The following is a 21,005-nucleotide window of genomic DNA, read 5'->3' on the forward strand; positions in this document are numbered from 1 at the left end:
CACGCTTCAGACAAGGAGAGCGACATGAGTGATGAGCAAGTCCTGCTGCCTAAGCCAAGCCAGGAGGCACGTCAGTGGGCAATGTTTTGCCACCTGTCCGCCCTGCTGGGCATCGTGATTCCGTTCGGTACGCTGATCGGGCCCCTGGTGCTCTGGCAGGTCAAGCGCGAGTCTGACCCGTTCATCGATGCCCAGGGCAAGGAAGCACTGAACTTCCAGATCACCGTGGCGATCGCTTCGATGATCAGTTTCCTGCTGATGCTCGTGGTGATCGGTTTCTTCCTGTTCGGACTGATCGCCATTGGTGCGCTGGTGTTGACCATCATTGCCGGGGTCAAGGCCAACGAGGGGCAGCCGTATCGGTATCCGTTCACTTGGCGGCTGATCAAATAATGATCAGCTAGTCATTGATAGGGGAGGCGAGCAGGTTCGCTTCCCTTATCGAAAAAATGGTCGCTCACAAAAAAACCGACAGTTCTGTCGGTTTTTTTGTGGCGGCCGGACGACACTCAGATCGTCAGCGTCCAGTCGTAGTCCACGATCAACGGTGCGTGCTGCGAGAACCGTGGCTGGCGGGGCAGGCGTGCGCTGCGTACGAAACGGCGCAAGCCTGGCGTCAGCAGCTGATAGTCGAAACGCCAGCCGAGGTTGAGCATCTCGGCCTGTTCGTTGTCTGGCCACCAGCTGTACAGGTCGCCTTCGCGGCTGACTTCACGCAGGGCATCGACATAACCCATGTTGCCGATGATCTCGTCCATCCAGGCCCGTTCCGGCGCCAGGAAGCCAGGCGATTGCTGGCTGTCGCGCCAGTTCTTGATATCCAGCTTCTGTTGCGCCACGTACAGCGAGCCACAATAGATGTACTCGCGACGTTTGCGCCGCTGTTTATCCAGATAACGGGCGAAGTCGTCCATCAACTTGAATTTCTGATTCAAATCTTCATCGCCGTTCTGCCCCGACGGGAGCAGTAAGGTCGCGATGCTGACCTTGTCGAAATCGGCTTGCAGGTAGCGCCCGTAGCGGTCCGCCGTCTCGAAACCGAGACCGTTGATGACAGCCTTCGGTTGCAGCCGCGAGTACAAGGCCACGCCACCTTGGGCGGGGACTTCGGCATCGCAGGCATAAAGGAAGTAACCATCCAGTTGGAAGGCTGCATCGTCCAGTTCAAAGGCGGAGGCGCGGGTGTCCTGCAGGCAGATGACGTCGGCATTCTGTGCTTGCAGCCAACTGAGCAAACCTCGCTCCACTGCAGCCTGAATACCATTGACGTTCACACTGATGATCCGCATAAATGGCCCCAAAAATCACGTGCGTGTATGATACACGCCGTCTACCTATTTAGCTAAATCCGCGGTATCTGAGGCTTTTTTTCATGCAGGCGTATCAACGCGATTTCATTCGTTTTGCCATCGATCGCGGCGTTCTGCGCTTCGGTGAGTTCACCCTCAAGTCCGGGCGTACGAGCCCGTATTTCTTCAATGCCGGCCTGTTCAACAGCGGTTCGGCCCTGGCGCAGCTGGGGCGTTTCTACGCGGCGGCCATTGTCGAGAGTGGTATTTCGTTCGACGTCCTGTTCGGCCCCGCCTATAAAGGTATCCCGCTGGCCGCCAGCACCGCCGTCGCCCTGGCCGAACACCACGGCCGCGACCTGCCCTGGTGCTTCAACCGCAAGGAAGCCAAGGCCCATGGCGAAGGGGGCAGCCTGGTGGGCGCGCCGCTGACCGGTGACGTACTGATCATCGACGACGTGATCACCGCCGGCACCGCCATCCGCGAGGTGATGCAGATCATCGCTTCACAGGAAGGCGCCAAGGCCGCCGGTGTGCTGATCGCCCTGAACCGCCAGGAGCGCGGTAACGGCGAACTGTCGGCGATCCAGGAAGTGGAGCGTGATTTCGGCATCCCAGTGATCAGCATCGTGTCGCTGAATCAGGTCCTGGAGTTCCTGGCCGACGATCCGCAGCTCAAGCAGCATCTGCCGGCGGTGGAGGCCTACCGGGCGCAGTTCGGTGTTTAAAAGGCCTGTGCCAAGCCTTGTGGGAGCGTGCTTGCTCGCCATAGCGGCTTATCATTCAGCATTGATATTGACTGACCCACTGCTATCGCGAGCAAGCTCGCTCCCGCAATAGTCAAAAAAAGACCCCGCTCAACCCGTTGAGCGGGGTCTTTTTTTACCGATATCGCTTAAGGACGCTTGCGATTGCTGATCAACGTACCCACGCCGGTATCGGTGAAGATTTCCAGCAGGATGGCGTTCGGTACCCGGCCGTCGATGATCAACGAGCTGCCCACGCCGCCCTGTACCGCTTCCAGCGCGCAGCGGATCTTCGGCAGCATGCCGCCGTAGATAGTGCCGTCGGCTATCAGGTCGTCGACCTGTTGGGTCGACAGCCCGGTCAGGACCTTGCCCGACTTATCCATCAAACCGGCGATGTTGGTCAGCAACATCAGTTTTTCGGCCTTCAGGGCTTCGGCGACCTTGCCGGCCACCAGGTCGGCGTTGATGTTGTACGACTCTCCATTGGCGCCCACGCCGATCGGCGCGATCACCGGGATGAAGTCGCCCTTGACCAGCAGGTTCAGCAGGTCGGTGTTGATGCCGACCACTTCGCCCACGTGACCGATGTCGATGATTTCCGGCTGGGTCATTTCCGGTGTCTGGCGGGTAACGGTGAGTTTCTTCGCCCGGATCAGCTCGGCGTCCTTGCCGGTCAGGCCGATGGCGCTGCCGCCATGGCGGTTGATCAGGTTGACGATGTCCTTGTTGACTTGGCCGCCGAGGACCATTTCCACCACATCCATGGTCTGCGCGTCGGTGACGCGCATGCCATCGATGAAGTGGCTTTCGATCGACAGGCGCTTGAGCAGGTCACCGATCTGCGGGCCACCACCATGTACTACCACCGGGTTGATGCCCACGGCCTTCATCAGCACGATGTCGCGGGCGAAGCCGGTCTTCAGCTCCTCGCTCTCCATCGCGTTGCCGCCATATTTGATCACCAGGGTCTTGCCGACGTAGCGTCGGATATACGGCAACGCTTCGGACAGAACCTTGGCGGTATTGGTGGCGGCTTCGCGTTCGAGGGTCATTCAGGGCTCCGGAGCTTCAAAAAGTCAGAACGGTAGTTTGAGATCGGGTGCAACACGTTTGAGTTGGGTGTGGAACACATCCTTGATGCGCTGCAGTTCGGCTTCGTTATCGGCCTCGAAACGCAATACCAGCACCGGTGTGGTGTTGGATGCGCGAACCAGGCCCCAGCCATGGGGATAGTCGACCCGTACACCGTCGATGGTGGTCAGCTCGGCCCCTTCGCCCCATTGAGCGTCGTGCAGTGCATCAATGATGCTGAATTTGCTCTCTTCGGTCACATGGATATTGATTTCCGGCGTAGAAATATCGTTCGGGAAGGTCGCGAACAGCGCTTCGGCGCTCGCAGGCTCCTTGCTGAGGATCTCCAGCAGGCGCGCGGCACTGTAGATACCGTCGTCAAAACCGAACCAGCGCTCCTTGAAGAAGATGTGGCCGCTCATCTCGCCAGCCAGCAGGGCGCCGCTCTGCTTCATTTTCTTCTTGATCAACGAATGACCGGTCTTCCACATCAGGGGGCGACCACCATATTCCTTGATCAGCGGCACCAGGCGACGGGTGCATTTGACGTCGAAGATGATTTCCGCGTCGGGGTTGCGAGCCACCACATCCTTGGCGAACAGCATCAACAGACGGTCGGGGAACACCACGCTGCCGGTATTGGTCACTACGCCTACGCGGTCGCCGTCACCGTCGAAGGCCAGGCCCAGGTCGGCATTGGTTTCCTTGACCTTGGCGATCAGGTCTTCGAGGTTTTCCAGCTTGCCCGGGTCCGGATGGTGGTTGGGGAAGTTGCCATCCACGTCGCAGAACAGCGGGATGACCTCGCAGTTCAGGGCTTCGATCAGTTGCGGGGCGATCACGCCGGCCGCGCCGTTGCCGCAATCGACCACCACTTTCAGGCGACGGGCGAGTTTCACGTCCTTGACGATTTCGTCGTTGTAGCGCTCGAGGATATCGACCTTGGTCACGCTGCCCTTGCCGCTGCTCAGGTCGTTGGTCTTGAGGCGGGTATGCAGGGCCTGGATCTGCTCGTTGGCAAGGGTGTCGCCAGCGATCACGATCTTGAAGCCGTTGTAGTTGGACGGGTTGTGGCTGCCGGTGAGCATCACGCCGGATTTACCTGCCAGCACATTGGCGGCGTAGTACAGCGCAGGGGTCGGGACCAGGCCCACGTCGCTGACGTGGCAGCCGCTGTCGGCAATGCCCTTGATCAGTTGTTCGACCAGTTCGGGGCCGGACAGGCGGCCATCGCGACCGACGCATACGTTGGGTTCGCCTTGGGCCAGGCTCTGGGAACCGATGGCACGACCGATCCAGTAGGCGGTTTCGGCGGTCAGCGTCTCCGGCACCACGCCACGGATGTCGTAGGCGCGGAAGATGCTGTCAGGGAAGATCGGGGCGATTGCGGCTGGGGTGTTCATGGACGGGGCGCTCTATCAGAAGGTGACTGGACAGGCCGACGGACAGCGTCGGCAGGCTCAAGCTGAAGGGTATGACGGCGTTTTTGACAGAGAGTTCGTGGTGGGAAAGTGCCATGAGACAGCGTTACCCCGGCCTCGCACGCCTAATACATTGATTCCGGATGGGAAACCTAGCAGAAAGCCATTGCGCATTTTTTGCCCTGAAACAGAAGCTTAATAAACCGGCCGGGCAGGACGCCCGGCCGATCTCACCGGTCAGTGGCTGCCCGAGTGCCCGAAACCGCCTGCGCCGCGCTGACTCTCGTCGAATTCCTCGACCAGTTCGAAGTGGGCCTGGACCACCGGTACGAGCACGAGTTGGGCGATGCGTTCGCCCACCGCGATGTTGAATGTCGTATGGCCACGGTTCCAGCACGAAACCATCAGCTCACCCTGGTAGTCGGAATCGATCAGGCCCACCAGGTTGCCCAGCACGATACCGTGCTTATGACCCAGGCCCGAACGCGGCAGGATCAGAGCGGCCAGGCCCGGATCGCCGATGTACACCGACAGACCGGTGGGAATCAGCAGGGTCTGGCCTGGTTCCAGGATGGTGTCCTGCTTGAGCATGGCCCGCAAGTCGAGACCGGCGGAGCCCGGTGTGGCGTACTGCGGCAGCGGGAATTCGCTGCCGATGCGGGGGTCGAGGATCTTGGCTTGTAGAGCGTGCATGGAAAATTAAACCTGGTTCAGCCGTTCGGCGATAAAAGTGATCAGTTGGCGGGCGATCTTGCCCTTGCTGGTCTGGGCGAAAAGGGTGGCGTGCAACTGGCGGTCGATCACGCTGCAGGCGTTTTCTTCGCTGTTGAAGCCGATGCTCGGGTTGGCGACGTCGTTGGCGACGATCAAGTCCAGATTCTTGTCCTTGAGCTTGCGCGCGGCGTAATCGAGCAGGTTTTCGGTTTCGGCGGCGAAGCCGACGCTGAAAGGGCGGTCGGGACGGGTGGCGATGGTGGCAAGAATATCCGGGTTGCGGACCATTTGTAATAACAGGCCGTCGCCGCTTGTAGGGTCTTTCTTCAATTTTTGTGGGGCGACGACCTCGGGACGGTAGTCCGCAACCGCCGCCGAGGCGATGAACAGGTCGCAAGGGATGGCCGCTTCGCAGGCCGCCAGCATGTCCCGGGCGCTGACCACGTCGATGCGGGTCACCCGGTCCGGCGTCGGCAGGTGCACCGGGCCGGTGATCAGGGTGACCCGGGCGCCGGCTTCCACGGCGGCTTCGGCCAGGGCGAAGCCCATTTTCCCGGAGCTGTGGTTGGTGATGTAGCGCACCGGGTCGATGTTTTCCTGGGTGGGGCCGGCGGTGATCAGCACGTGTTTGCCGGTCAGCGCCTGGCGCTTGAAGCAATCGGCGGCGCATTGGGCCAGGTCGGTTGCTTCGAGCATGCGACCCATGCCGACATCCCCACAGGCCTGGCTGCCGGAGGCCGGGCCGAAGACTTTCAGGTCGCGGCTTTCGAGCAGTTGCAGGTTGGCCTGGGTGGCCGGGTCGCGCCACATGGCCTGGTTCATCGCCGGCGCGACCGCGACCACCGCGTCGGTGGCGAGCACCAGGGTGGTCAACAGGTCGTCGGCGATGCCTTGGGCCAGGCGGGCGATCAGGTCGGCGGTGGCCGGTGCGATCAGCACCAGGTCGGCCCACTTGGCCAGCTCGATATGCCCCATGGCGGCTTCGGCCGCCGGGTCGAGCAGATCCAGGTGGACCGGGTGCCCGGACAGGGCCTGCATGGTCAGCGGAGTGATGAACTCACTGCCGCCGCGGGTCATGACGACCCGTACTTCCGCGCCCTGGTCGATGAGTCGGCGAACCAGCTCGGCGCTCTTGTAGGCGGCAATGCCGCCGCCGACGCCCAGAACGATGCGTTTCCGATACAGCCGCTGCATAGGCCTGCCTTTCGATTTCAGTGGTCAGTGCAAGGCGAACCTCTTGGCAACCGCTTGCCAGGGTGCAAATCGCCTGCAAAAAAGATGGGCTACGATATCACAGCGTCCGCTATGGAACAGCGGCGCACCACTGACCAGGGAGGTCCTATGAGTATTCGTGATTGGCCGGCGGCCGAGCGGCCCCGGGAAAAGTTGTTGGAGTTGGGCCCGGCGAGTCTTTCCGACGCCGAGTTGCTGGCGATTTTCCTGCGAACCGGTGTTTCGGGCAAAAGCGCGGTGGACCTCGCTCGACACCTGCTGCGGCAATTCGGTTGCGTGCGCGTGCTGCTGGAGGCCGACCTGCGAACGTTCAGCGCGCAGTTGGGCCTGGGGCCGGCGAAATTCGCGCAATTGCAGGCGATCCTGGAGATGGGACGCCGGCACCTGGCCCAGGATCTGCGCCGCGCGTCGGTGCTGGAGAGCCCGTTGGCCGTGCGTGATTACCTCAAGGCCATGCTGCGCCATGAACCCCATGAAGTGTTCGGTTGCCTGTTCCTGGATTCGCGACACCGGGTGCTGGCCTACGAAGCGCTGTTTCGCGGTTCAATCGACAGCGCCAGCGTCTATCCGCGGCAAGTGGTCAAGCGCGCCCTGGCCCACAATGCCGCCGCGCTGATCCTGTGTCACAACCATCCTTCGGGCAACACCGAGCCGAGCCAGGCCGACCGGGTCCTCACCGAGCGCCTCCAGGAGGCGCTGGAACTGATCGATGTGCGGGTGCTCGATCATTTCATCGTGGGCGACGGGGAGCCGCTGTCCATGGCGGAGTCTGGGTGGATGTGAGGCGGTGGCAAGCTGTCAGCTTCAAGCCGCAAGTCCAGGGCAGGGTGTGATCTGAGCTTGCGGCTTGCGGCTTACGGCTTGAGATTGACCTTCGAGTAATCCTGTCGACCAAACGGGCTGACCGCGTAACCCTGGACTTCCTTGCGAGCCAGCGCGAAGGCGGTGGGGTGCGCCAGGGGCAGCCATAGGGCCTGTTGCTGGATCTGTGCCTGGGCCTGCTCATAGAGCTTGGTGCGCACGCCCTGTTCGCTGGTGGTCTTGCCGGCTGCGATCAGCTTGTCCAGGTCGGCATTGCAATAGCGAGCGAAGTTGGTGCCGGACTTGACCGCCGCGCAGGAAAACTGCGGCGTGAGGAAGTTGTCCGGGTCGCCATTGTCGCCGGCCCAGCCCATGAACAGCAGGTCGTGCTCGCCGGCCTTGGCGCGGCGGATCAACTCGCCCCATTCGATCACGCGGATCTCGGCCTGGATGCCGATTTCCGCCAGGTCCGATTGCAGCAGTTGTGCGCCGAGGCTGGGGTTGGGGTTCAGCAGGCTGCCGGAAGGTCGGGTCCAGATCGTCGTCTTGAAACCGTCCTTCAGGCCCGCCTTGGCCAGCAGGTCGCGGGCCTTGGCCGGGTCATGGGCGTAGCCGGGCAGGTTCTTGGCGTAGCTCCAGGTGTTTGGCGGGTAAGGGCCGTTGGCCGCCTGGGCGGTGCCTTCGAAGACGGTCTTGAGGTAGCTGCCCTTGTCGAAGGCGAGATTGATGGCCTGCCGGACCTCGGGTTTGTCCAGCGGTGGGTGCTGGCTGTTGATCGCTACGAAAGCGGTCATGAAGGCGTCGGTCTGTTCCACTTTCAACGTCGGCTCCTGTCGGGCGGCCTGTACGTCGAGCGGCTTGGGCGAGAGGGCGATCTGGCATTCGTTGCGTCGCAGTTTCTGCAGGCGCACGTTCGCATCTGGCGTGATGGCGAAGACCAGCGGGTCTACCTGGGGCTTGCCGCCGAAATAGTCGCTGTTGGCCTTGTAGCGGATCGAAGCATCCTTCTGGAACCGGTTGAAAATGAACGGGCCGGTGCCGATGGGCTGGCCGTTGAGTTTTTCCGGCGTGCCGGCCTTCATCAACTGGTCGGCATATTCAGCCGAATAGATCGAGGCGAACCCCATGCTCAAGGTGGCCAGGAAGGTCGAGTCCGCGTGGTCAAGGGTGAAGCGCACGGTCAGCGGGTCGAGGGCGTCGATCTTCTTGATCAGCGCCGGCAGTTGCATGGATTGGGCGTGGGGGAAACCGCTCTGGGCGACTTTATGCCAGGGGTTGGCCGGATCCAGCATGCGCTCGAAACTGAACTTCACGTCCTCGGCGGTCAGCTCGCGGTGCGGAGTGAAATATTCGGTGCGATGGAATTTGACCTTGGGCCGCAGCTTGAACACATAGGTCAGGCCGTCGGGCGAGATATCCCACTGTTCGGCCAGGCTGGGGACCACCTTGCCGCTGGCGGTGTCGAAATCCACCAGTCGGTTCATCAGGACGTCGGCCGAGGCGTTGGTGGTCGTCAGGGAGTTGTATTGGACGACGTCGAACCCTTCCGGGCTGGCTTCGGTGCAGACGCTCAGGGCAGCGGCCTGGGCCAGGGGGCTGGCCAGCAGGGGGACGAGCAACAGTGATAGGGCAGCGAGGCGCATGAGCAGGTTCCTTGTGCAGGTCGGAGGCCCATCTGCGAGTGCAGTCTGGAAAAGGCCTACCCTAGTGGGCTCGTTGGCAAATGACTATCCCCTTTTTGCTTTTTCCGGCAGGCTTTGCAGGTCAATTGATGAGGCGAAACCCACTGGCGGTTGAAAAAACCTCAATCCAGCGACGAGCGGTCATGGGTCTCGCCAGCCTTTGCCCCAGTGATCCGGGGCTGCAGGCCTATGCATTCTCATGAAGACAAATCACACGGGCTGTTGTTGCACCGAGGTCTTTCTGGTATAAAGCAGCGCTCTTTTCTAGGGGCCCGGTTCCTTCACTGTAGGTGTAGCCGGTAAGACCCTTAAAGAAACGCGGCGCCTGGCGCCAAATGACTGAGAGATTAAGCGGCCAACCCATGCCGGGTTGGGCATGTGGTTTTAGAGGGCTGAGGCATGTCTAGAGTCTGTCAAGTTACCGGTAAGGGTCCGGTGACTGGGAATAACATTTCCCACGCAAACAACAAAACCCGTCGTCGTTTCCTGCCGAACCTGCAGCATCACCGCTTCTGGGTTGAGTCCGAGAAACGTTTTGTACGTCTGCGCGTATCTGCCAAGGGCATGCGTATCATCGACAAGCGCGGCATTGATGTCGTGCTGGCCGAACTTCGCCGCGATGGCAAGGTTTAAGGGAGCTAATCATGCGTGAATTGATTCGTTTGATCTCGAGCGCCGGTACTGGTCACTTCTACACTACCGACAAGAACAAGCGTACTACCCCGGACAAAATCGAGATCAAGAAATATGATCCGGTTGTTCGCAAGCACGTGATCTACAAGGAAGGCAAAATCAAGTAATTGATTTTTCCTTCTTACGAAAAAGGCCCGTATCGCGAGATACGGGCCTTTTTTGTTGCTTGTCGGATCAGGAGCGCACCGCAATACCTGTCCGCCGTGAGGTCAGGCCCGCAAGACTCCCATGCTCAAGCCTTCTGTTCGAACACCACGTAGATCTTGCGGCACGGTTCCAGCACTTCCCAGGTACCCTTGAAACCTGCCGGGATCACGAAGCGGTCGCCGGCCCGCAAGGTCTTGGCATTGCCTTCCTGGTCTCGTAGTACGGATACGCCCTGGACGATCTCACAGTATTCATGCTCGGTGTAGTTGACGGTCCACTGACCGACGGCGCCTTCCCACACGCCAGCATTCATCTGCCTGCAAGGGCTGTTGTAGTGGTTGAACACGGCCTGCTCGGGGTCACCCTTGAGGACCTTGGCCGGATCCGGGCGATAACGGTCGGCGGCGGTGCTGGCCTGACTGAAGTCGACGATGTCCTGGATGTTCATTTGCGTAATCCCTGGTGAATGCCTGGAAGGTTCCGAGTCTATGTTTATTAAAATGAACATCGCAAGGCCGTTTACTGGCCTTGTGTCAAATATATTGAAACTTGAGGGGCGGCTGGTTTAGGGTGGCGGGTGCCCTGTGCCAAAAACGTACGCCGCGAATAGGCTGGCCGGGCAGAATTCTTGAGCGCTGCGCGCAGCACGGCGTTTATTTTCCAATAAGAGGAGGACACTCGCATGACCACCCTGACTCGTGCCGACTGGGAACAGCGTGCCCGCGATCTGCGCATTGAAGGCCGCGCCTTCATCAATGGCGAATACACCGATGCAGTGTCCGGTGAAACCTTCGAGTGCGTCAGCCCGGTCGATGGCCGTTTGCTGGGCAAGATCGCCAGCTGCGACGTTGCCGATGCCCAGCGAGCCGTAGAGAACGCACGCGCCGTCTTCAATTCCGGCGCCTGGTCGCGCCTGGCGCCGAGCAAGCGCAAAGCCACCATGATTCGTTTCGCCGGCCTGCTCAAGCAGCACGCCGAAGAGCTGGCCCTGCTCGAAACCCTGGACATGGGCAAGCCTATCAGCGACTCGCTCAACATCGACGTTCCCGGTGCGGCCCAGGCATTGAGCTGGAGCGGCGAAGCCATCGACAAACTCTATGACGAAGTGGCCTCGACCCCGCACGACCAACTGGGCCTGGTAACCCGCGAGCCAGTGGGTGTCGTGGGAGCTATCGTGCCGTGGAACTTCCCGCTGTTGATGGCCTGCTGGAAGCTGGGCCCGGCGCTGTCCACCGGTAACTCGGTGGTACTCAAGCCCTCGGAAAAATCCCCGCTGACCGCTATCCGTATCGCCGCCCTGGCTGTCGAGGCGGGCATTCCGAAAGGCGTGCTGAACGTGTTGCCCGGCTATGGTCATACCGTAGGCAAGGCCCTGGCCCTGCACATGGACGTCGATACGCTGGTGTTCACCGGTTCCACCAGGATCGCCAAGCAGTTGATGATCTATTCCGGCGAATCCAACATGAAGCGCATCTGGCTGGAGGCCGGTGGCAAGAGTCCGAATATCGTGTTCGCCGATGCCCCGGACCTGCAGGCCGCCGCCGAAGCGGCCGCCAGCGCCATTGCCTTCAACCAGGGCGAAGTCTGCACCGCCGGCTCGCGCCTGCTGGTGGAGCGCTCCATCAAGGACACTTTCCTGCCCCTGGTGATCGAAGCCCTCAAGGGCTGGAAGCCGGGTAATCCACTGGATCCGGCCACGACGGTCGGTGCGCTGGTGGACACCCAGCAGATGAACACCGTGCTGTCCTACATCGAGGCCGGTCATGGCGATGGTGCCAAGCTGGTGGCTGGCGGCAAGCGGATCCTGGAAGAAACCGGTGGCACCTACGTCGAACCGACGATTTTCGACGGTGTGAGCAATGCCATGAAAATCGCCCAGGAGGAGATCTTCGGCCCGGTCTTGTCGGTCATCGCCTTCGACACCGCCGAGCAAGCCATCCAGATCGCCAACGACACGCCCTATGGCCTGGCGGCGGCGGTATGGACCCGGGACATCTCCAAGGCCCACCTCACCGCCAAGGCCCTGCGGGCCGGCAGCGTGTGGGTAAACCAGTACGACGGCGGCGACATGACCGCGCCGTTCGGTGGCTTCAAGCAGTCGGGCAACGGACGCGACAAGTCGCTGCATGCGTTCGATAAATACACCGAGCTGAAGGCGACCTGGATCAAGCTCTGACAACGAAGACCCCGCGCTTCATGTAGCCCGGGTCCCTTGTGGGGGCGAGCTTGCTCGCGATAGCGGTAAGGCAGTCGACGACTCTGTTGAATGTTGCGCCGTCATCGCGAGCAAGCTCGCTCCCGCATTTGTTTTGGGCGAACACTGAAAAGCGAATAACTGTCCACAGGAGCGTGGAAATGCGTTGGGCGACTTATTTCGCCGTGTTGTCGTCAGTCCTGAGCGTCGGCCTGGCCCTGGGCGTAAGCATGCCGCTGGTGTCGCTGCGCCTGGAGAGCTGGGGCTATGGCTCGTTTGCCATTGGAGTGATGGCGGCCATGCCGGCCGTGGGAGTGTTGCTCGGTGCCAAGGTGTCGAGCCGCCTGGCGGCGCGTTTCGGCACGGCGGCCTTGATGCGCCTGTGCCTTTGGGGCGGCGCGGTGTCCATCGGGATGCTGGCGCTGTTGCCCAGCTATCCGGTATGGCTGGTATTGCGGTTGTTGATCGGTGTGGTCCTGACCCTGGTGTTCATTCTGGGTGAGAGCTGGATCAACCAGTTGGTCGTTGAACAGTGGCGGGGCCGACTTGTGGCGCTGTATGGCAGCAGCTACGCCTTGAGCCAACTGTCTGGTCCGTTGCTGCTCGGCGCCTTGGGCACCGAGCACGATTACGGCTTCTGGGTGGGCGTAGCCCTGCTGCTGGTCTCGCCGCTGTTATTGCTTGGCCGTAGCGGTGCTCCCAGCAGCGAAGCCTGCAGCGTTACGCTCAGGGATCTATGGGGTTTCTGCCGGGGCTTGCCCGCGATTGCCTGGGCCGTGTCGCTGTTCGCCGCGTTCGAGGCGATGATCCTGACGCTGTTGCCGGTGTATTGCCTGCGCCAGGGGTTCAGCGCCGATATCGCCTTGGCGATGGTCAGTACGGTGGTTGTGGGTGATGCCTTGTTGCAACTGCCCATCGGAGCCTTGGCCGATCGGTTGTCGCGCCGCTCGCTGTTCGCCGGTTGCGCGGTGGCGCTGACCTTGTCCAGCCTCGCTGTTCCATTGTTGATCGATACCTTGCTGATCTGGCCCCTGTGGGTGCTGTTCGGTGCCAGTGCGGGCGGATTGTTCACCTTGTCCTTGATCCTGATCGGCGAGCGTTATCGCGACGATGCGCTGGTGCGGGCCAATGCCCATATCGCCCAGCTGTGGGGAATCGGTTGCTTGATCGGCCCCTTGGTGGCGGGCGCGGGCAGCCAGTGGATCAGCGGCCATGCACTGCCCTTGTTCATGGCCGTGGGAGCGTTCGGGCTGGTGATCCTGTTGTTGCGCCAGGGAGCGTTTGGCACCGCGCAGACCGCCTGAATCCTGCAAGCGCGACACAGCGCCTACAGCATTCGCTCCAGTCCCACGGTGGTGGCGAACCAGGCGTTGAAGCGTCGCCACCAGCTACCCGGCTCGCTGTCCAGGTCGTGCAGTTTGCCGTTGTCCTCGGTGCTCCACACGAGCCTGCCATCCTTGAGCCGGGCTTGATAGCTGAGCGGCGGCGCCATGCCTTGCAAGGCCAGCTCACGCACTTGGCCGGCAAGTTCCGGGCTGTCCACCAGGACGCCTACCTCGGTGTTCCACAGCACTGAGCGCGGGTCGAAATTGAAAGACCCGATGAAGGACTTCTGCCGGTCGAAAATGATCGCCTTGCTGTGCAGGCTGGAATCCGATTCGCCGTAGGACTTGCTGTAGAACAGGTGGGGGCTGCTGCCTCCGGTATCCCCGGGTTGGCGGCGCAGTTCGAACAGGCGTACCCCATGCTCCAGCAACGCCCTGCGATAGGGCGCATAACCGCCATGCACCGCGGGTACATCGGTGGCTTCCAGTGAGTTGGTCAGCAGGCTCACCGAGACTCCGGCATCGGCGCGGCTGGTGAGGTACACCAGCCCTGGCTGACCGGGCACGAAATAGGCCGAAATCATGATCAGTTCGTCCTGCACCCCCGTCAGCTCCGGTCCCAACTGCGTGGTCAACAGCAACTGCGGATCCGGCTCGTCCTTGGCCAGCACTTTGCTGGGGGCGTCCCACAATGCCTGGTTCCAGGCCCAGATCAACTGAGTGCGCCAGATATCCAGGCGTGGCTGAGTCCTGTAGGTGGTCAGCTGTCGGTACAGCGCCTGGTTCTCCTTGTGCGTCTGTTCCAGGGACTCCTGCAGGCGTTGGCGACTGTTGGCCAGGTCCTGGGCGGTGGGGCGATGGGACAGGAATTGCTCGATGGGCTTGCTCAGGGCACTGTTCCAGTACTGGTCGAAGCTGTGTCCCAGCTGTTCGGCTACCGGGCCGACGCCTAGCAGGTCGATGTCGGTGAAGTTGAGGTTGGGCTCGGCATCGAAATATTCATCCCCCAGGTTGCGCCCGCCGACGATCGCCATGCTGTTGTCCGCCAGCCAGAGCTTGTTGTGCATCCGCCGATGCTGCAACGACAGGTTGAACAGGCGCCCCAGGCCACGGGTTACACCGGTGGCGCGCCCCAGGTGCAGCGGGTTGAACAGGCGGATCTCGATCTGTGGATGTGCGGCGAGGGTGGCGATGATTTGCTCCTGGCCGTCGCTGGTGGTGTCGTCCAGCAGGATCCGCACTCGCACGCCGCGGTCGGCGGCCTTGAGCAACTCATCCACCAGCATCCGCGTGCTGATGCCGTCGTGCACGATGTAGTACTGCAAATCCAGGCTGCTCTGGGCCTGGCGAATCAGCTCGGCGCGGGCGGAGAAGGCGTCGGCGCTGTCGGACAGCAGGCGGAACCCCGAGCGCCCCTCGTGCGGGGCGGCCTGGCTCTGGACCGAGCGGCCGAAGGAAGACTGTGAGGCCGGCAGCGCCTGGGACGGCTCGCGAGTGACATCAAGACTGGCGCAGCCACCCAACAGCGAGGCGATTAACAGTAGAGCAGTCAGGATCGGTCTGGGTCTCACGTAGGAGCGTTCCGCAAGTTGGCATCTATCGGCTGTCGGGTGCTGCTTCCCTGCGTAAGTTCAGACGACGTCGCGTTGGCTTTCGTTCAACAACGCGATGGCGGCCGCACCGACCCTGCGCACGGCTTCTTCGATCTGTGCCGTTGGTTTGGCAGCGTAGTTCATCCGCAGGCAATTGCGGTATTTGCCCGACGCGGAAAAGATGCTGCCGACGGCGACCTGTACGCCCTGGTCGTTCAGGACCCGGTTGAGCTTCAGCGTATCGAAGCCTTCGGGCAACTCGACCCACAGCATGAAGCTGCCCCGCGGGCGACTGGCCCGGGTGCCCGGCGGAAAGTAGCGACTGACCCAATCGATCATCACGTCGCGATTGCGCTGGTACTGGGTGCGCATCCGGCGCAAGTGGGGTTCGAAATGCCCGGCCTTGAGAAACTCCGCGATGGCGATCTGCGGCTGCGGGGCGGTGGAACCGGTGCTGATGTATTTCATGTGCAGCACCCGTTCCAGATAGCGTCCCGGCGCTACCCAGCCGACCCGCAGGCCGGGTGCCAGGGTCTTGGAAAACGAACTGCAAAGCAGGACTCGGCCGTCTTCGTCGAAGGATTTGATCGTGCGTGGTCGTGGATAGGTGTAGGCCAGTTCCCCATACACATCGTCTTCGATAATCGCCACGTCGAAGCGTTGAGCCAGGGTCAGCAGGGCGCGTTTATTGGCGTCCGGCATGATATAGCCCAGCGGGTTGTTACAGCTGGGCGTCAACTGTATGGCCTTGATCGGCCACTGTTCCAACGCCAGTTCCAATGCATCCAGGCTGATACCGGTCAGTGGGTCGGTGGGGATTTCCAGTGCTTTCATGCCCAGGCCCTTGAGGGTCTGCATGGCGCCGTGAAAGCTGGGGGAGTCTACCGCGACGATATCGCCTTGCTCGCAAGTGGCGCGAATGCTGACCGACAGCGCCTCGTGGCAACCGGTAGTGACGATCAGGTCACCCGCCCCGAGTGTGCAGCCGCAAGCCAGTAACAGGCGGGCGATCTGCTCGCGCAGTGCCAGGTTGCCGTAGATATTGTCGTAATACAGCCCCGGCATATCCTGCCGGCGGCTGATTTGCGCCAGGCTGCGCAGCAGCGGTTTCATGGTCGGTGAGTGGATATCCGGCATGCCGCGCCCCAGCTGTACCACGTCCTTGCGCGGTACCGCACGTATCAGTTCAAGCACCTGGTCCCATTGGGAGATGTCCACCGGACGCTGGGCCGGGCGGCCAACCGCCGGCAGCTCGGGCAATTCTCGGCTGACCGGCACGAAATAACCGGACTTGGGCTTCGGCATCGCCAGGCCGCTGTCTTCCAATACGCGGTAGGCCTGCTGCACCGTACTCAGGCTGACCCCGTGCTCCACGCTCAGGGCCCGCACCGACGGCAGCCGGTCGCCCGGACGATAGAAGCCCTGTTCGATGCGAGTGCCGAGCAATTCGGCGAGGTTCACGTAGAGGGTCATGGCGTACTCTCGATAGAGGTGAGAACGATACCGATACAGTTGGCCGGGAAAAACAGGATTCAGTGACGGAAAAGCCTTATCTGTATGCTTCTAAAAGACAATGGTTGAATCTGTATTGCATTTGGCCGTCCGCGCATCATGAAAGCTCTGGCTACCCAAGTAAACAGGAGCGATGAAAATGAACGGCTTGAGCGATGTACGGCTGGCGCTGCACGGTCAGGAACTCCAGGCGGGGCAGGAAAGGGAGTTGCGCAATCCAATGCTGCGCAGCGGGCCTGCCTGCCTGAGCCGCTGGGGCCTGTTCTGGCATCGCTTGCATACACGCAAGGCCTTGCTGGAGCTGACGCCCGAACAGTTACGGGATATCGGGTTGACGCGTGAACAGGCGAGGGAGGAGGGGCTCAAGCCATTCTGGCGGCTTTGAGCAATCGCTCGCCAAGCGCAGACGGGGATGGCGAGAGTCTGGATGCCCTCGCCACACCCCACCATGGATCAGACCAGCTCTTTCATCCTGTGCCACAGCATGCCCAGCGCCAGCAGCGGCGAGCGCAAGTATTTGCCGCCGGGGAAGGTGATATGGGGCACCCGGGCGAACAGATCGAACCTGCCGCTTTGTTGCCCGCTGATGGCCTCGGCCAGCAACTTGCCGGCCAGGTGCGTGGCATTCACCCCATGGCCTGAGTAAGCCTGGGCGAAATACACATTGGGTTGATCCTTCAGCCGGCCGATCTGCGGCAGGCGATTGGCGCCGATGCCGATCATCCCACCCCACTGATAATCGATTTTCACATCAGCCAGTTGCGGGAAGACCTTGAGCATCTTCGGACGCATATAGGCGCCGATGTCCTGCGGATCCCGCCCCGAATAATGACAGGCGCCGCCGAACAGCAAGCGTCGGTCCGCCGAAAGACGATAGTAATCCAGCGCCACTCGCTGATCGCAGACAGCCATGTTCTGTGGCAATAGACGCTGTGCCAGGTCCTCGCTCAGGGGTTGTGTGGCAATGATGTAGCTGCCGGCCGGCAGCACCTTGCCGCTCAGTTCCTGGTTGAGGCCATTGAGATAGGCATTGCAACCCAGGACCAGGGTCTTGGCGCGGACCGAGCCCTGTTGTGTATGTACCGTCACTTCCGGGCCGTAGTCGATGCGCGTGACCGCCGATTGCTCGAACAGGCCGACCCCCAGGCGCTGTGCCGCATCGGCTTCGCCCAGGGCCAGGTTCAGCGGGTGCAGGTGGCCCGAGCCCATGTCGATCAGGCCACCCACGTAGCGATCCGAACCCACTACGCTGTGCATCTCGTGGGCCTGCAGCAGTCTCGTTGTGTGGCGATAACCCAGGGCGCGCAATTCTTCGGCGTCTTCGGCGAAACCTTCCAGGTCGGCAGGTTTGTTGGCGAGGTCGCAATAACCCCAGGTCAGGTCGCAAGGAATCTGAAAACGCTCGATGCGTTGTCGGACGATTTCTACCGCTTCCAGGCCCATGAGTTTCATCTCGCGCACGCCATCGGCCCCGATGACCGGGGCGAACTGATCGAGGCCATGGCCGACGCCACGGATCAACTGGCCGCCGTTACGCCCGCTCGCCCCCCAGCCGATCTTGTGTGCCTCCAGCAAGATGACGCTCATGCCGCGCTCGGCCAGTTCGATGGCGGTGTTCAGCCCGGAAAACCCGCCGCCGACCACGCACACATCCGCCATCCGCTCGCCTTGCAGCACTGGGTGGTCCGGCTGTGGCAGGCTGCTGGCGGCGTAATAGGAGGCGGCGTGTGCGTGGCTCGGGACAGCTTGCTGAACACGGGCGTTCATGTGCGTAATCCTGATTGTCATGTTTGAGAAATTTTACGGAGCATAAGCCGCGACTTTGCTCGTGAGCAACATCGGTCGGCCGACGCTGTCTGGCCCACTGCTTTTAAGGCAGAATCCCGAACTGTCTCGCCTGGGTAGCCGTTTCGATGAGTTGCAACAGTCAAAAAATCCGCACGCTGCGCCAGCAGATCCCGTCGTTCGAATGTGTGCCGGGCTGCCATGACTGCTGCGGACCGGTGACGACGTCCCCCGAGGAAATGGCCCGTCTGCCGCGCAAGACCCGGGCCGAACAGGACGCCGCCCTGGAAGCGCTCGATTGCGTTCACCTGGGACCGAACGGTTGCACCGTCTATGACGAGCGACCGTTGATCTGTCGGCTGTTCGGCACCACGGCGAGTCTGCCATGCCCCAATGGCCGGCGCCCGGTGGAGCTGATCCATCCGCGGGTCGAGCAGCAGATCCATGAGTACATGGCCAGCAATCGGCAGGTATTGGTCTGACGCCGCAACGCCCAGGTTCAATCCGGAATCGGCAGGTTCAGGCTCTCCTTCACCTCTTCCATCACGATGTAGCTCTTGGATTCACGCACGTGGGGCAGCTTGAGCAGGATGTCTCCCAGCAGCTTGCGATACGAGGCCATTTCGGAAATCCGTGCCTTGACCAGGTAGTCGAAATCCCCCGACACCAGGTGGCATTCCAACACATGGGGCAATTTCAGCACGGCGCGTCGGAATTCTTCGAAAGTGTCGCCGGACTTGTAGTCGAGGCTGATCTCGACAAACACCAGCAGGCTGCCTTTGAGGTGCTGCGGGTTTAGCCGGGCGTTGTAGCCCATGATGATCCCTTCGCGCTCCAGGCGCCGCACCCGCTCGGTACACGGTGTGGTGGACAGGCCGACCTTTTCGCCCAGCTCGGTGAAGGAGATCCGCCCGTCGGCCTGGAGGATGCGCAGGATGTTGCGGTCGATTTTGTCCAGCTCGCGTTTGGTCTGTGTATTGGTACGCACAGGGGATGCTCCTCCATGAAAAGGGTTTTTGCCGAGAATTCTCGCCAAATATAGGCATTTATATAGTGAAAAGCACTGGCTGATCTTTTTTAAACTGCGCGCATCAAAGCTGTGTACAACAAACGTCAGCGGTTATCCGCGATGAGGTCATAAAATGCGCGTTCTGGTCTTGGGTAGCGGCGTCATCGGCACTGTCAGTGCTTACTATCTGGCCCGGGCCGGGTTTGAAGTGGTGGTGGTCGACCGTCAGCCGGCGCCGGCCATGGAAACCAGCTTCGCCAACGCCGGCCAGGTATCGCCGGGTTATGCCTCGCCGTGGGCCGCGCCGGGTGTGCCGCTCAAGGCCATCAAGTGGCTGCTGCAGCGTCATGCTCCGCTGGCCATCAAGGCCACTGCCGACATCGACCAGTACCTGTGGATGGCGCAGATGCTGCGCAATTGCACCGCCAGCCGTTATGCCATCAACAAGGAGCGCATGGTGCGCCTGTCGGAGTACAGCCGCGACTGCCTCGACGAACTGCGCGCCGAAACCGGCATTGCCTACGAAGGCCGTACCCTGGGGACGACACAGTTGTTCCGTACCCAGGCCCAGCTCGACGGCGCGGCGAAAGACATCGCGGTGCTGAAGGAGTCCGGCGTGCCCTTCGAGGTGCTCGATCGCGAAGGCATCGCGCGGGTCGAGCCGGCCCTGGCCAATGTCACCGATATCCTCGCCGGCGCCTTGCGGTTGCCCAACGACCAGACCGGCGATTGCCAGATGTTCACCACGCGCCTGGCGGAAATGGCCGTCAAGCTCGGTGTGGAATTCCGCTTCGGCCAGAACATCCAGCGCCTGGACTCTGCCGGCGACCGCATCAACGGCGTCTGGATCGACGGCAAGCTGGAAACCGCCGACCGCTACGTCCTGGCCCTGGGCAGCTATTCGTCGCAATTGCTCAAGCCCCTCGGTATCCGTGCACCGGTGTATCCGCTCAAGGGTTACTCCCTGACCGTGCCGATCACCAATCCGGCAATGGCGCCCACCTCGACCATCCTCGACGAAACCTACAAGGTGGCGATCACCCGCTTCGACAACCGCATCCGCGTGGGTGGCATGGCGGAAATCGCCGGTTTCGACCTGTCCCTGAACCCGCGTCGCCGCGAAACCCTGGAGATGATCGTCAACGACCTTTATCCTCAGGGCGGTGACCTGGCCCAGGCCAGTTTCTGGACCGGCCTGCGCCCGACCACCCCGGACGGTACGCCGATCGTCGGCGCCACGCCGTTCAGGAACCTGTTCCTGAACACCGGCCATGGCACGCTCGGCTGGACCATGGCTTGCGGTTCCGGTCGTCTGCTGGCGGACCTGATGGCTCGGAAAAAGCCACAGATCAGCGCCGAAGGTCTCGATATTTCCCGTTATGGCAGCAAACATCAGGAGTCTGCGAAACATGGCAATCCAGCGCCAGCTCACCAATGACCGCATGAGCCAGGTTGTGGTGCACAACGGCACCGTTTACCTGGCCGGGCAAGTCGGCGACGACATGAGCGCCGGCATTGAACAACAGACCCGCGAAACCCTCGCCAATATCGAGCGTCTGCTCGACCTGGCCGGGACCGACAAGAGCCGCTTGCTGTCGGTGACGATCTACCTGAAAGACATCGAGGCGGATTTCGCAGGCATGAACGCGGTCTGGGACAAATGGCTGCCCCAAGGTGTCGCGCCGGCACGGGCCACAGTGCAGGCCCGGCTCTGCGAGCCGGAAATCCTCATTGAACTGTCGGTCGTGGCCGCGCTGCCGTAAACCGATCGAACCAGTCCCTCTCCCG

Annotated in this window: 21 protein-coding genes and 1 pseudogene; 11 read left to right on the plus strand and 11 right to left on the minus strand. The window is 61.5% G+C overall.

The genetic code is table 11. The annotated features are described in order from the left end of the window. Positions 1-24 precede the first annotated feature (24 nt). Positions 25-393, plus strand: a complete 369-nt coding sequence (locus tag BT179_RS05190; RefSeq protein ID WP_072390721.1) for a DUF4870 domain-containing protein — start codon at positions 25-27, stop codon at positions 391-393. A gap of 116 nt (positions 394-509) precedes the next feature. On the opposite strand, the gene BT179_RS05195 is transcribed toward BT179_RS05190, so the two are convergent. Continuing rightward, positions 510-1,289, minus strand: coding sequence for an exodeoxyribonuclease III (locus BT179_RS05195; protein ID WP_072390719.1), 780 nt, complete (start codon positions 1,287-1,289; stop codon positions 510-512). Between the two features lie 83 nt (positions 1,290-1,372). Between BT179_RS05195 and pyrE the strand changes: the two genes are divergently transcribed. Continuing rightward, positions 1,373-2,017 carry an orotate phosphoribosyltransferase gene (gene pyrE / locus BT179_RS05200; protein WP_072390716.1) on the plus strand — a complete coding sequence of 215 codons (645 nt, stop codon included), beginning with the start codon at positions 1,373-1,375 and terminating at the stop codon, positions 2,015-2,017. Positions 2,018-2,184: 167 nt separating this feature from the next. Here pyrE and argB read toward each other — a convergent pair whose 3' ends face one another. The 4 genes and pseudogenes from argB to coaBC form a co-directional block, all read right to left on the minus strand. Further along, entirely contained in the window at positions 2,185-3,090 is a 906-nt protein-coding gene (gene argB, locus BT179_RS05205; protein ID WP_053192101.1) for an acetylglutamate kinase, read from the minus strand. A gap of 24 nt (positions 3,091-3,114) precedes the next feature. Continuing rightward, a pseudogene (locus BT179_RS05210) lies at positions 3,115-4,518 on the minus strand (phosphomannomutase/phosphoglucomutase); the annotation flags it as partial. Positions 4,519-4,767: 249 nt separating this feature from the next. Further along, positions 4,768-5,223 (minus strand): dUTP diphosphatase, encoded by a 456-nt coding sequence (gene dut, locus BT179_RS05215; RefSeq protein WP_072390710.1) that lies wholly within the window; start codon positions 5,221-5,223, stop codon positions 4,768-4,770. Between the two features lie 6 nt (positions 5,224-5,229). Continuing rightward, positions 5,230-6,438: a bifunctional phosphopantothenoylcysteine decarboxylase/phosphopantothenate--cysteine ligase CoaBC gene (coaBC, locus tag BT179_RS05220; protein WP_072390707.1), complete on the minus strand. Its 1,209-nt coding sequence runs from the start codon at positions 6,436-6,438 to the stop codon at positions 5,230-5,232. A 147-nt stretch (positions 6,439-6,585) separates the two neighbouring features. On the opposite strand from coaBC, the gene radC reads away from it, so the two are divergent. Next, positions 6,586-7,260, plus strand: coding sequence for a RadC family protein (gene radC, locus BT179_RS05225; RefSeq protein WP_072430958.1), 675 nt, complete (start codon positions 6,586-6,588; stop codon positions 7,258-7,260). A gap of 71 nt (positions 7,261-7,331) precedes the next feature. Here the strand turns inward: radC and BT179_RS05230 are convergent, their stop codons facing one another. After that, the gene (locus BT179_RS05230) at positions 7,332-8,921 is read right to left on the minus strand and encodes an ABC transporter substrate-binding protein (protein ID WP_072430957.1); all 1,590 of its coding nucleotides are present in this window, start codon (positions 8,919-8,921) and stop codon (positions 7,332-7,334) included. Between the two features lie 438 nt (positions 8,922-9,359). Here BT179_RS05230 and rpmB point away from each other — a divergent pair, with 438 nt between their 5' ends. Together rpmB and rpmG are read left to right on the plus strand one after the other, a co-directional pair. Then, the gene (gene rpmB / locus BT179_RS05235; protein ID WP_007921114.1) at positions 9,360-9,593 is read left to right on the plus strand and encodes a 50S ribosomal protein L28; all 234 of its coding nucleotides are present in this window, start codon (positions 9,360-9,362) and stop codon (positions 9,591-9,593) included. A gap of 11 nt (positions 9,594-9,604) precedes the next feature. Further along, positions 9,605-9,760 carry a 50S ribosomal protein L33 gene (rpmG, locus tag BT179_RS05240; RefSeq protein ID WP_003177274.1) on the plus strand — a complete coding sequence of 52 codons (156 nt, stop codon included), beginning with the start codon at positions 9,605-9,607 and terminating at the stop codon, positions 9,758-9,760. Positions 9,761-9,885: 125 nt separating this feature from the next. On the opposite strand, the gene BT179_RS05245 is transcribed toward rpmG, so the two are convergent. Further along, on the minus strand, positions 9,886-10,248 hold the full coding sequence (locus BT179_RS05245) for a cupin domain-containing protein (RefSeq protein WP_072430956.1): 363 nt from the start codon (positions 10,246-10,248) through the stop codon (positions 9,886-9,888). A 234-nt stretch (positions 10,249-10,482) separates the two neighbouring features. On the opposite strand from BT179_RS05245, the gene BT179_RS05250 reads away from it, so the two are divergent. Together BT179_RS05250 and BT179_RS05255 are read left to right on the plus strand one after the other, a co-directional pair. After that, complete coding sequence (locus BT179_RS05250) at positions 10,483-11,976, plus strand: aldehyde dehydrogenase (RefSeq protein WP_072390699.1); 1,494 nt, start codon at positions 10,483-10,485, stop codon at positions 11,974-11,976. 179 nt (positions 11,977-12,155) lie between these two features. Next, the gene (locus BT179_RS05255; RefSeq protein WP_072390696.1) at positions 12,156-13,298 is read left to right on the plus strand and encodes an MFS transporter; all 1,143 of its coding nucleotides are present in this window, start codon (positions 12,156-12,158) and stop codon (positions 13,296-13,298) included. Between the two features lie 23 nt (positions 13,299-13,321). Here the strand turns inward: BT179_RS05255 and BT179_RS05260 are convergent, their stop codons facing one another. Together BT179_RS05260 and BT179_RS05265 are read right to left on the minus strand one after the other, a co-directional pair. Further along, on the minus strand, positions 13,322-14,890 hold the full coding sequence (locus BT179_RS05260) for a phospholipase D family protein (protein WP_072390693.1): 1,569 nt from the start codon (positions 14,888-14,890) through the stop codon (positions 13,322-13,324). Positions 14,891-14,950: 60 nt separating this feature from the next. After that, positions 14,951-16,384 (minus strand): aminotransferase-like domain-containing protein, encoded by a 1,434-nt coding sequence (locus BT179_RS05265; protein ID WP_072390690.1) that lies wholly within the window; start codon positions 16,382-16,384, stop codon positions 14,951-14,953. Positions 16,385-16,562: 178 nt separating this feature from the next. Here BT179_RS05265 and BT179_RS05270 point away from each other — a divergent pair, with 178 nt between their 5' ends. Continuing rightward, a complete protein-coding gene (locus BT179_RS05270) occupies positions 16,563-16,808 on the plus strand; it encodes a DUF1127 domain-containing protein (protein WP_072390687.1) in 246 nt (81 codons plus the stop codon). 68 nt (positions 16,809-16,876) lie between these two features. On the opposite strand, the gene BT179_RS05275 is transcribed toward BT179_RS05270, so the two are convergent. Continuing rightward, on the minus strand, positions 16,877-18,190 hold the full coding sequence (locus BT179_RS05275) for an NAD(P)/FAD-dependent oxidoreductase (protein WP_072430955.1): 1,314 nt from the start codon (positions 18,188-18,190) through the stop codon (positions 16,877-16,879). 146 nt (positions 18,191-18,336) lie between these two features. On the opposite strand from BT179_RS05275, the gene BT179_RS05280 reads away from it, so the two are divergent. Then, positions 18,337-18,690 (plus strand): YkgJ family cysteine cluster protein, encoded by a 354-nt coding sequence (locus BT179_RS05280; RefSeq protein ID WP_072390681.1) that lies wholly within the window; start codon positions 18,337-18,339, stop codon positions 18,688-18,690. Between the two features lie 17 nt (positions 18,691-18,707). Here BT179_RS05280 and BT179_RS05285 read toward each other — a convergent pair whose 3' ends face one another. Further along, positions 18,708-19,196, minus strand: coding sequence for an Lrp/AsnC ligand binding domain-containing protein (locus BT179_RS05285; RefSeq protein ID WP_003206849.1), 489 nt, complete (start codon positions 19,194-19,196; stop codon positions 18,708-18,710). Positions 19,197-19,350: 154 nt separating this feature from the next. On the opposite strand from BT179_RS05285, the gene dadA reads away from it, so the two are divergent. Beyond that, positions 19,351-20,655, plus strand: a complete 1,305-nt coding sequence (gene dadA, locus BT179_RS05290; RefSeq protein ID WP_072430954.1) for a D-amino acid dehydrogenase — start codon at positions 19,351-19,353, stop codon at positions 20,653-20,655. Then, entirely contained in the window at positions 20,627-20,980 is a 354-nt protein-coding gene (locus tag BT179_RS05295; RefSeq protein WP_053148623.1) for a RidA family protein, read from the plus strand. The genes dadA and BT179_RS05295 overlap by 29 nt, the downstream gene beginning before the upstream one ends. Positions 20,981-21,005 lie beyond the last annotated feature (25 nt).

It is taken from the genome of Pseudomonas sp. NFACC43 (assembly GCF_900119645.1).
In the GTDB taxonomy this organism is placed as follows: domain Bacteria; phylum Pseudomonadota; class Gammaproteobacteria; order Pseudomonadales; family Pseudomonadaceae; genus Aquipseudomonas.

What these genes read in the sequence shown, in the direction of transcription:
- BT179_RS05190 (WP_072390721.1), top strand. Translation starts at nt 25, where the DNA reads ATGAGTGATGAGCAAGTCCTGCTGCCTAAGCCAAGCCAGGAGGCACGT.
- BT179_RS05195 (WP_072390719.1), bottom strand. Translation starts at nt 1,289, where the DNA reads ATGCGGATCATCAGTGTGAACGTCAATGGTATTCAGGCTGCAGTGGAG.
- pyrE (WP_072390716.1), top strand. Translation starts at nt 1,373, where the DNA reads ATGCAGGCGTATCAACGCGATTTCATTCGTTTTGCCATCGATCGCGGC.
- argB (WP_053192101.1), bottom strand. Translation starts at nt 3,090, where the DNA reads ATGACCCTCGAACGCGAAGCCGCCACCAATACCGCCAAGGTTCTGTCC.
- dut (WP_072390710.1), bottom strand. Translation starts at nt 5,223, where the DNA reads ATGCACGCTCTACAAGCCAAGATCCTCGACCCCCGCATCGGCAGCGAA.
- coaBC (WP_072390707.1), bottom strand. Translation starts at nt 6,438, where the DNA reads ATGCAGCGGCTGTATCGGAAACGCATCGTTCTGGGCGTCGGCGGCGGC.
- radC (WP_072430958.1), top strand. Translation starts at nt 6,586, where the DNA reads ATGAGTATTCGTGATTGGCCGGCGGCCGAGCGGCCCCGGGAAAAGTTG.
- BT179_RS05230 (WP_072430957.1), bottom strand. Translation starts at nt 8,921, where the DNA reads ATGCGCCTCGCTGCCCTATCACTGTTGCTCGTCCCCCTGCTGGCCAGC.
- rpmB (WP_007921114.1), top strand. Translation starts at nt 9,360, where the DNA reads ATGTCTAGAGTCTGTCAAGTTACCGGTAAGGGTCCGGTGACTGGGAAT.
- rpmG (WP_003177274.1), top strand. Translation starts at nt 9,605, where the DNA reads ATGCGTGAATTGATTCGTTTGATCTCGAGCGCCGGTACTGGTCACTTC.
- BT179_RS05245 (WP_072430956.1), bottom strand. Translation starts at nt 10,248, where the DNA reads ATGAACATCCAGGACATCGTCGACTTCAGTCAGGCCAGCACCGCCGCC.
- BT179_RS05250 (WP_072390699.1), top strand. Translation starts at nt 10,483, where the DNA reads ATGACCACCCTGACTCGTGCCGACTGGGAACAGCGTGCCCGCGATCTG.
- BT179_RS05255 (WP_072390696.1), top strand. Translation starts at nt 12,156, where the DNA reads ATGCGTTGGGCGACTTATTTCGCCGTGTTGTCGTCAGTCCTGAGCGTC.
- BT179_RS05265 (WP_072390690.1), bottom strand. Translation starts at nt 16,384, where the DNA reads ATGACCCTCTACGTGAACCTCGCCGAATTGCTCGGCACTCGCATCGAA.
- BT179_RS05270 (WP_072390687.1), top strand. Translation starts at nt 16,563, where the DNA reads ATGAACGGCTTGAGCGATGTACGGCTGGCGCTGCACGGTCAGGAACTC.
- BT179_RS05275 (WP_072430955.1), bottom strand. Translation starts at nt 18,190, where the DNA reads ATGAACGCCCGTGTTCAGCAAGCTGTCCCGAGCCACGCACACGCCGCC.
- BT179_RS05280 (WP_072390681.1), top strand. Translation starts at nt 18,337, where the DNA reads ATGAGTTGCAACAGTCAAAAAATCCGCACGCTGCGCCAGCAGATCCCG.
- dadA (WP_072430954.1), top strand. Translation starts at nt 19,351, where the DNA reads ATGCGCGTTCTGGTCTTGGGTAGCGGCGTCATCGGCACTGTCAGTGCT.
- BT179_RS05295 (WP_053148623.1), top strand. Translation starts at nt 20,627, where the DNA reads ATGGCAATCCAGCGCCAGCTCACCAATGACCGCATGAGCCAGGTTGTG.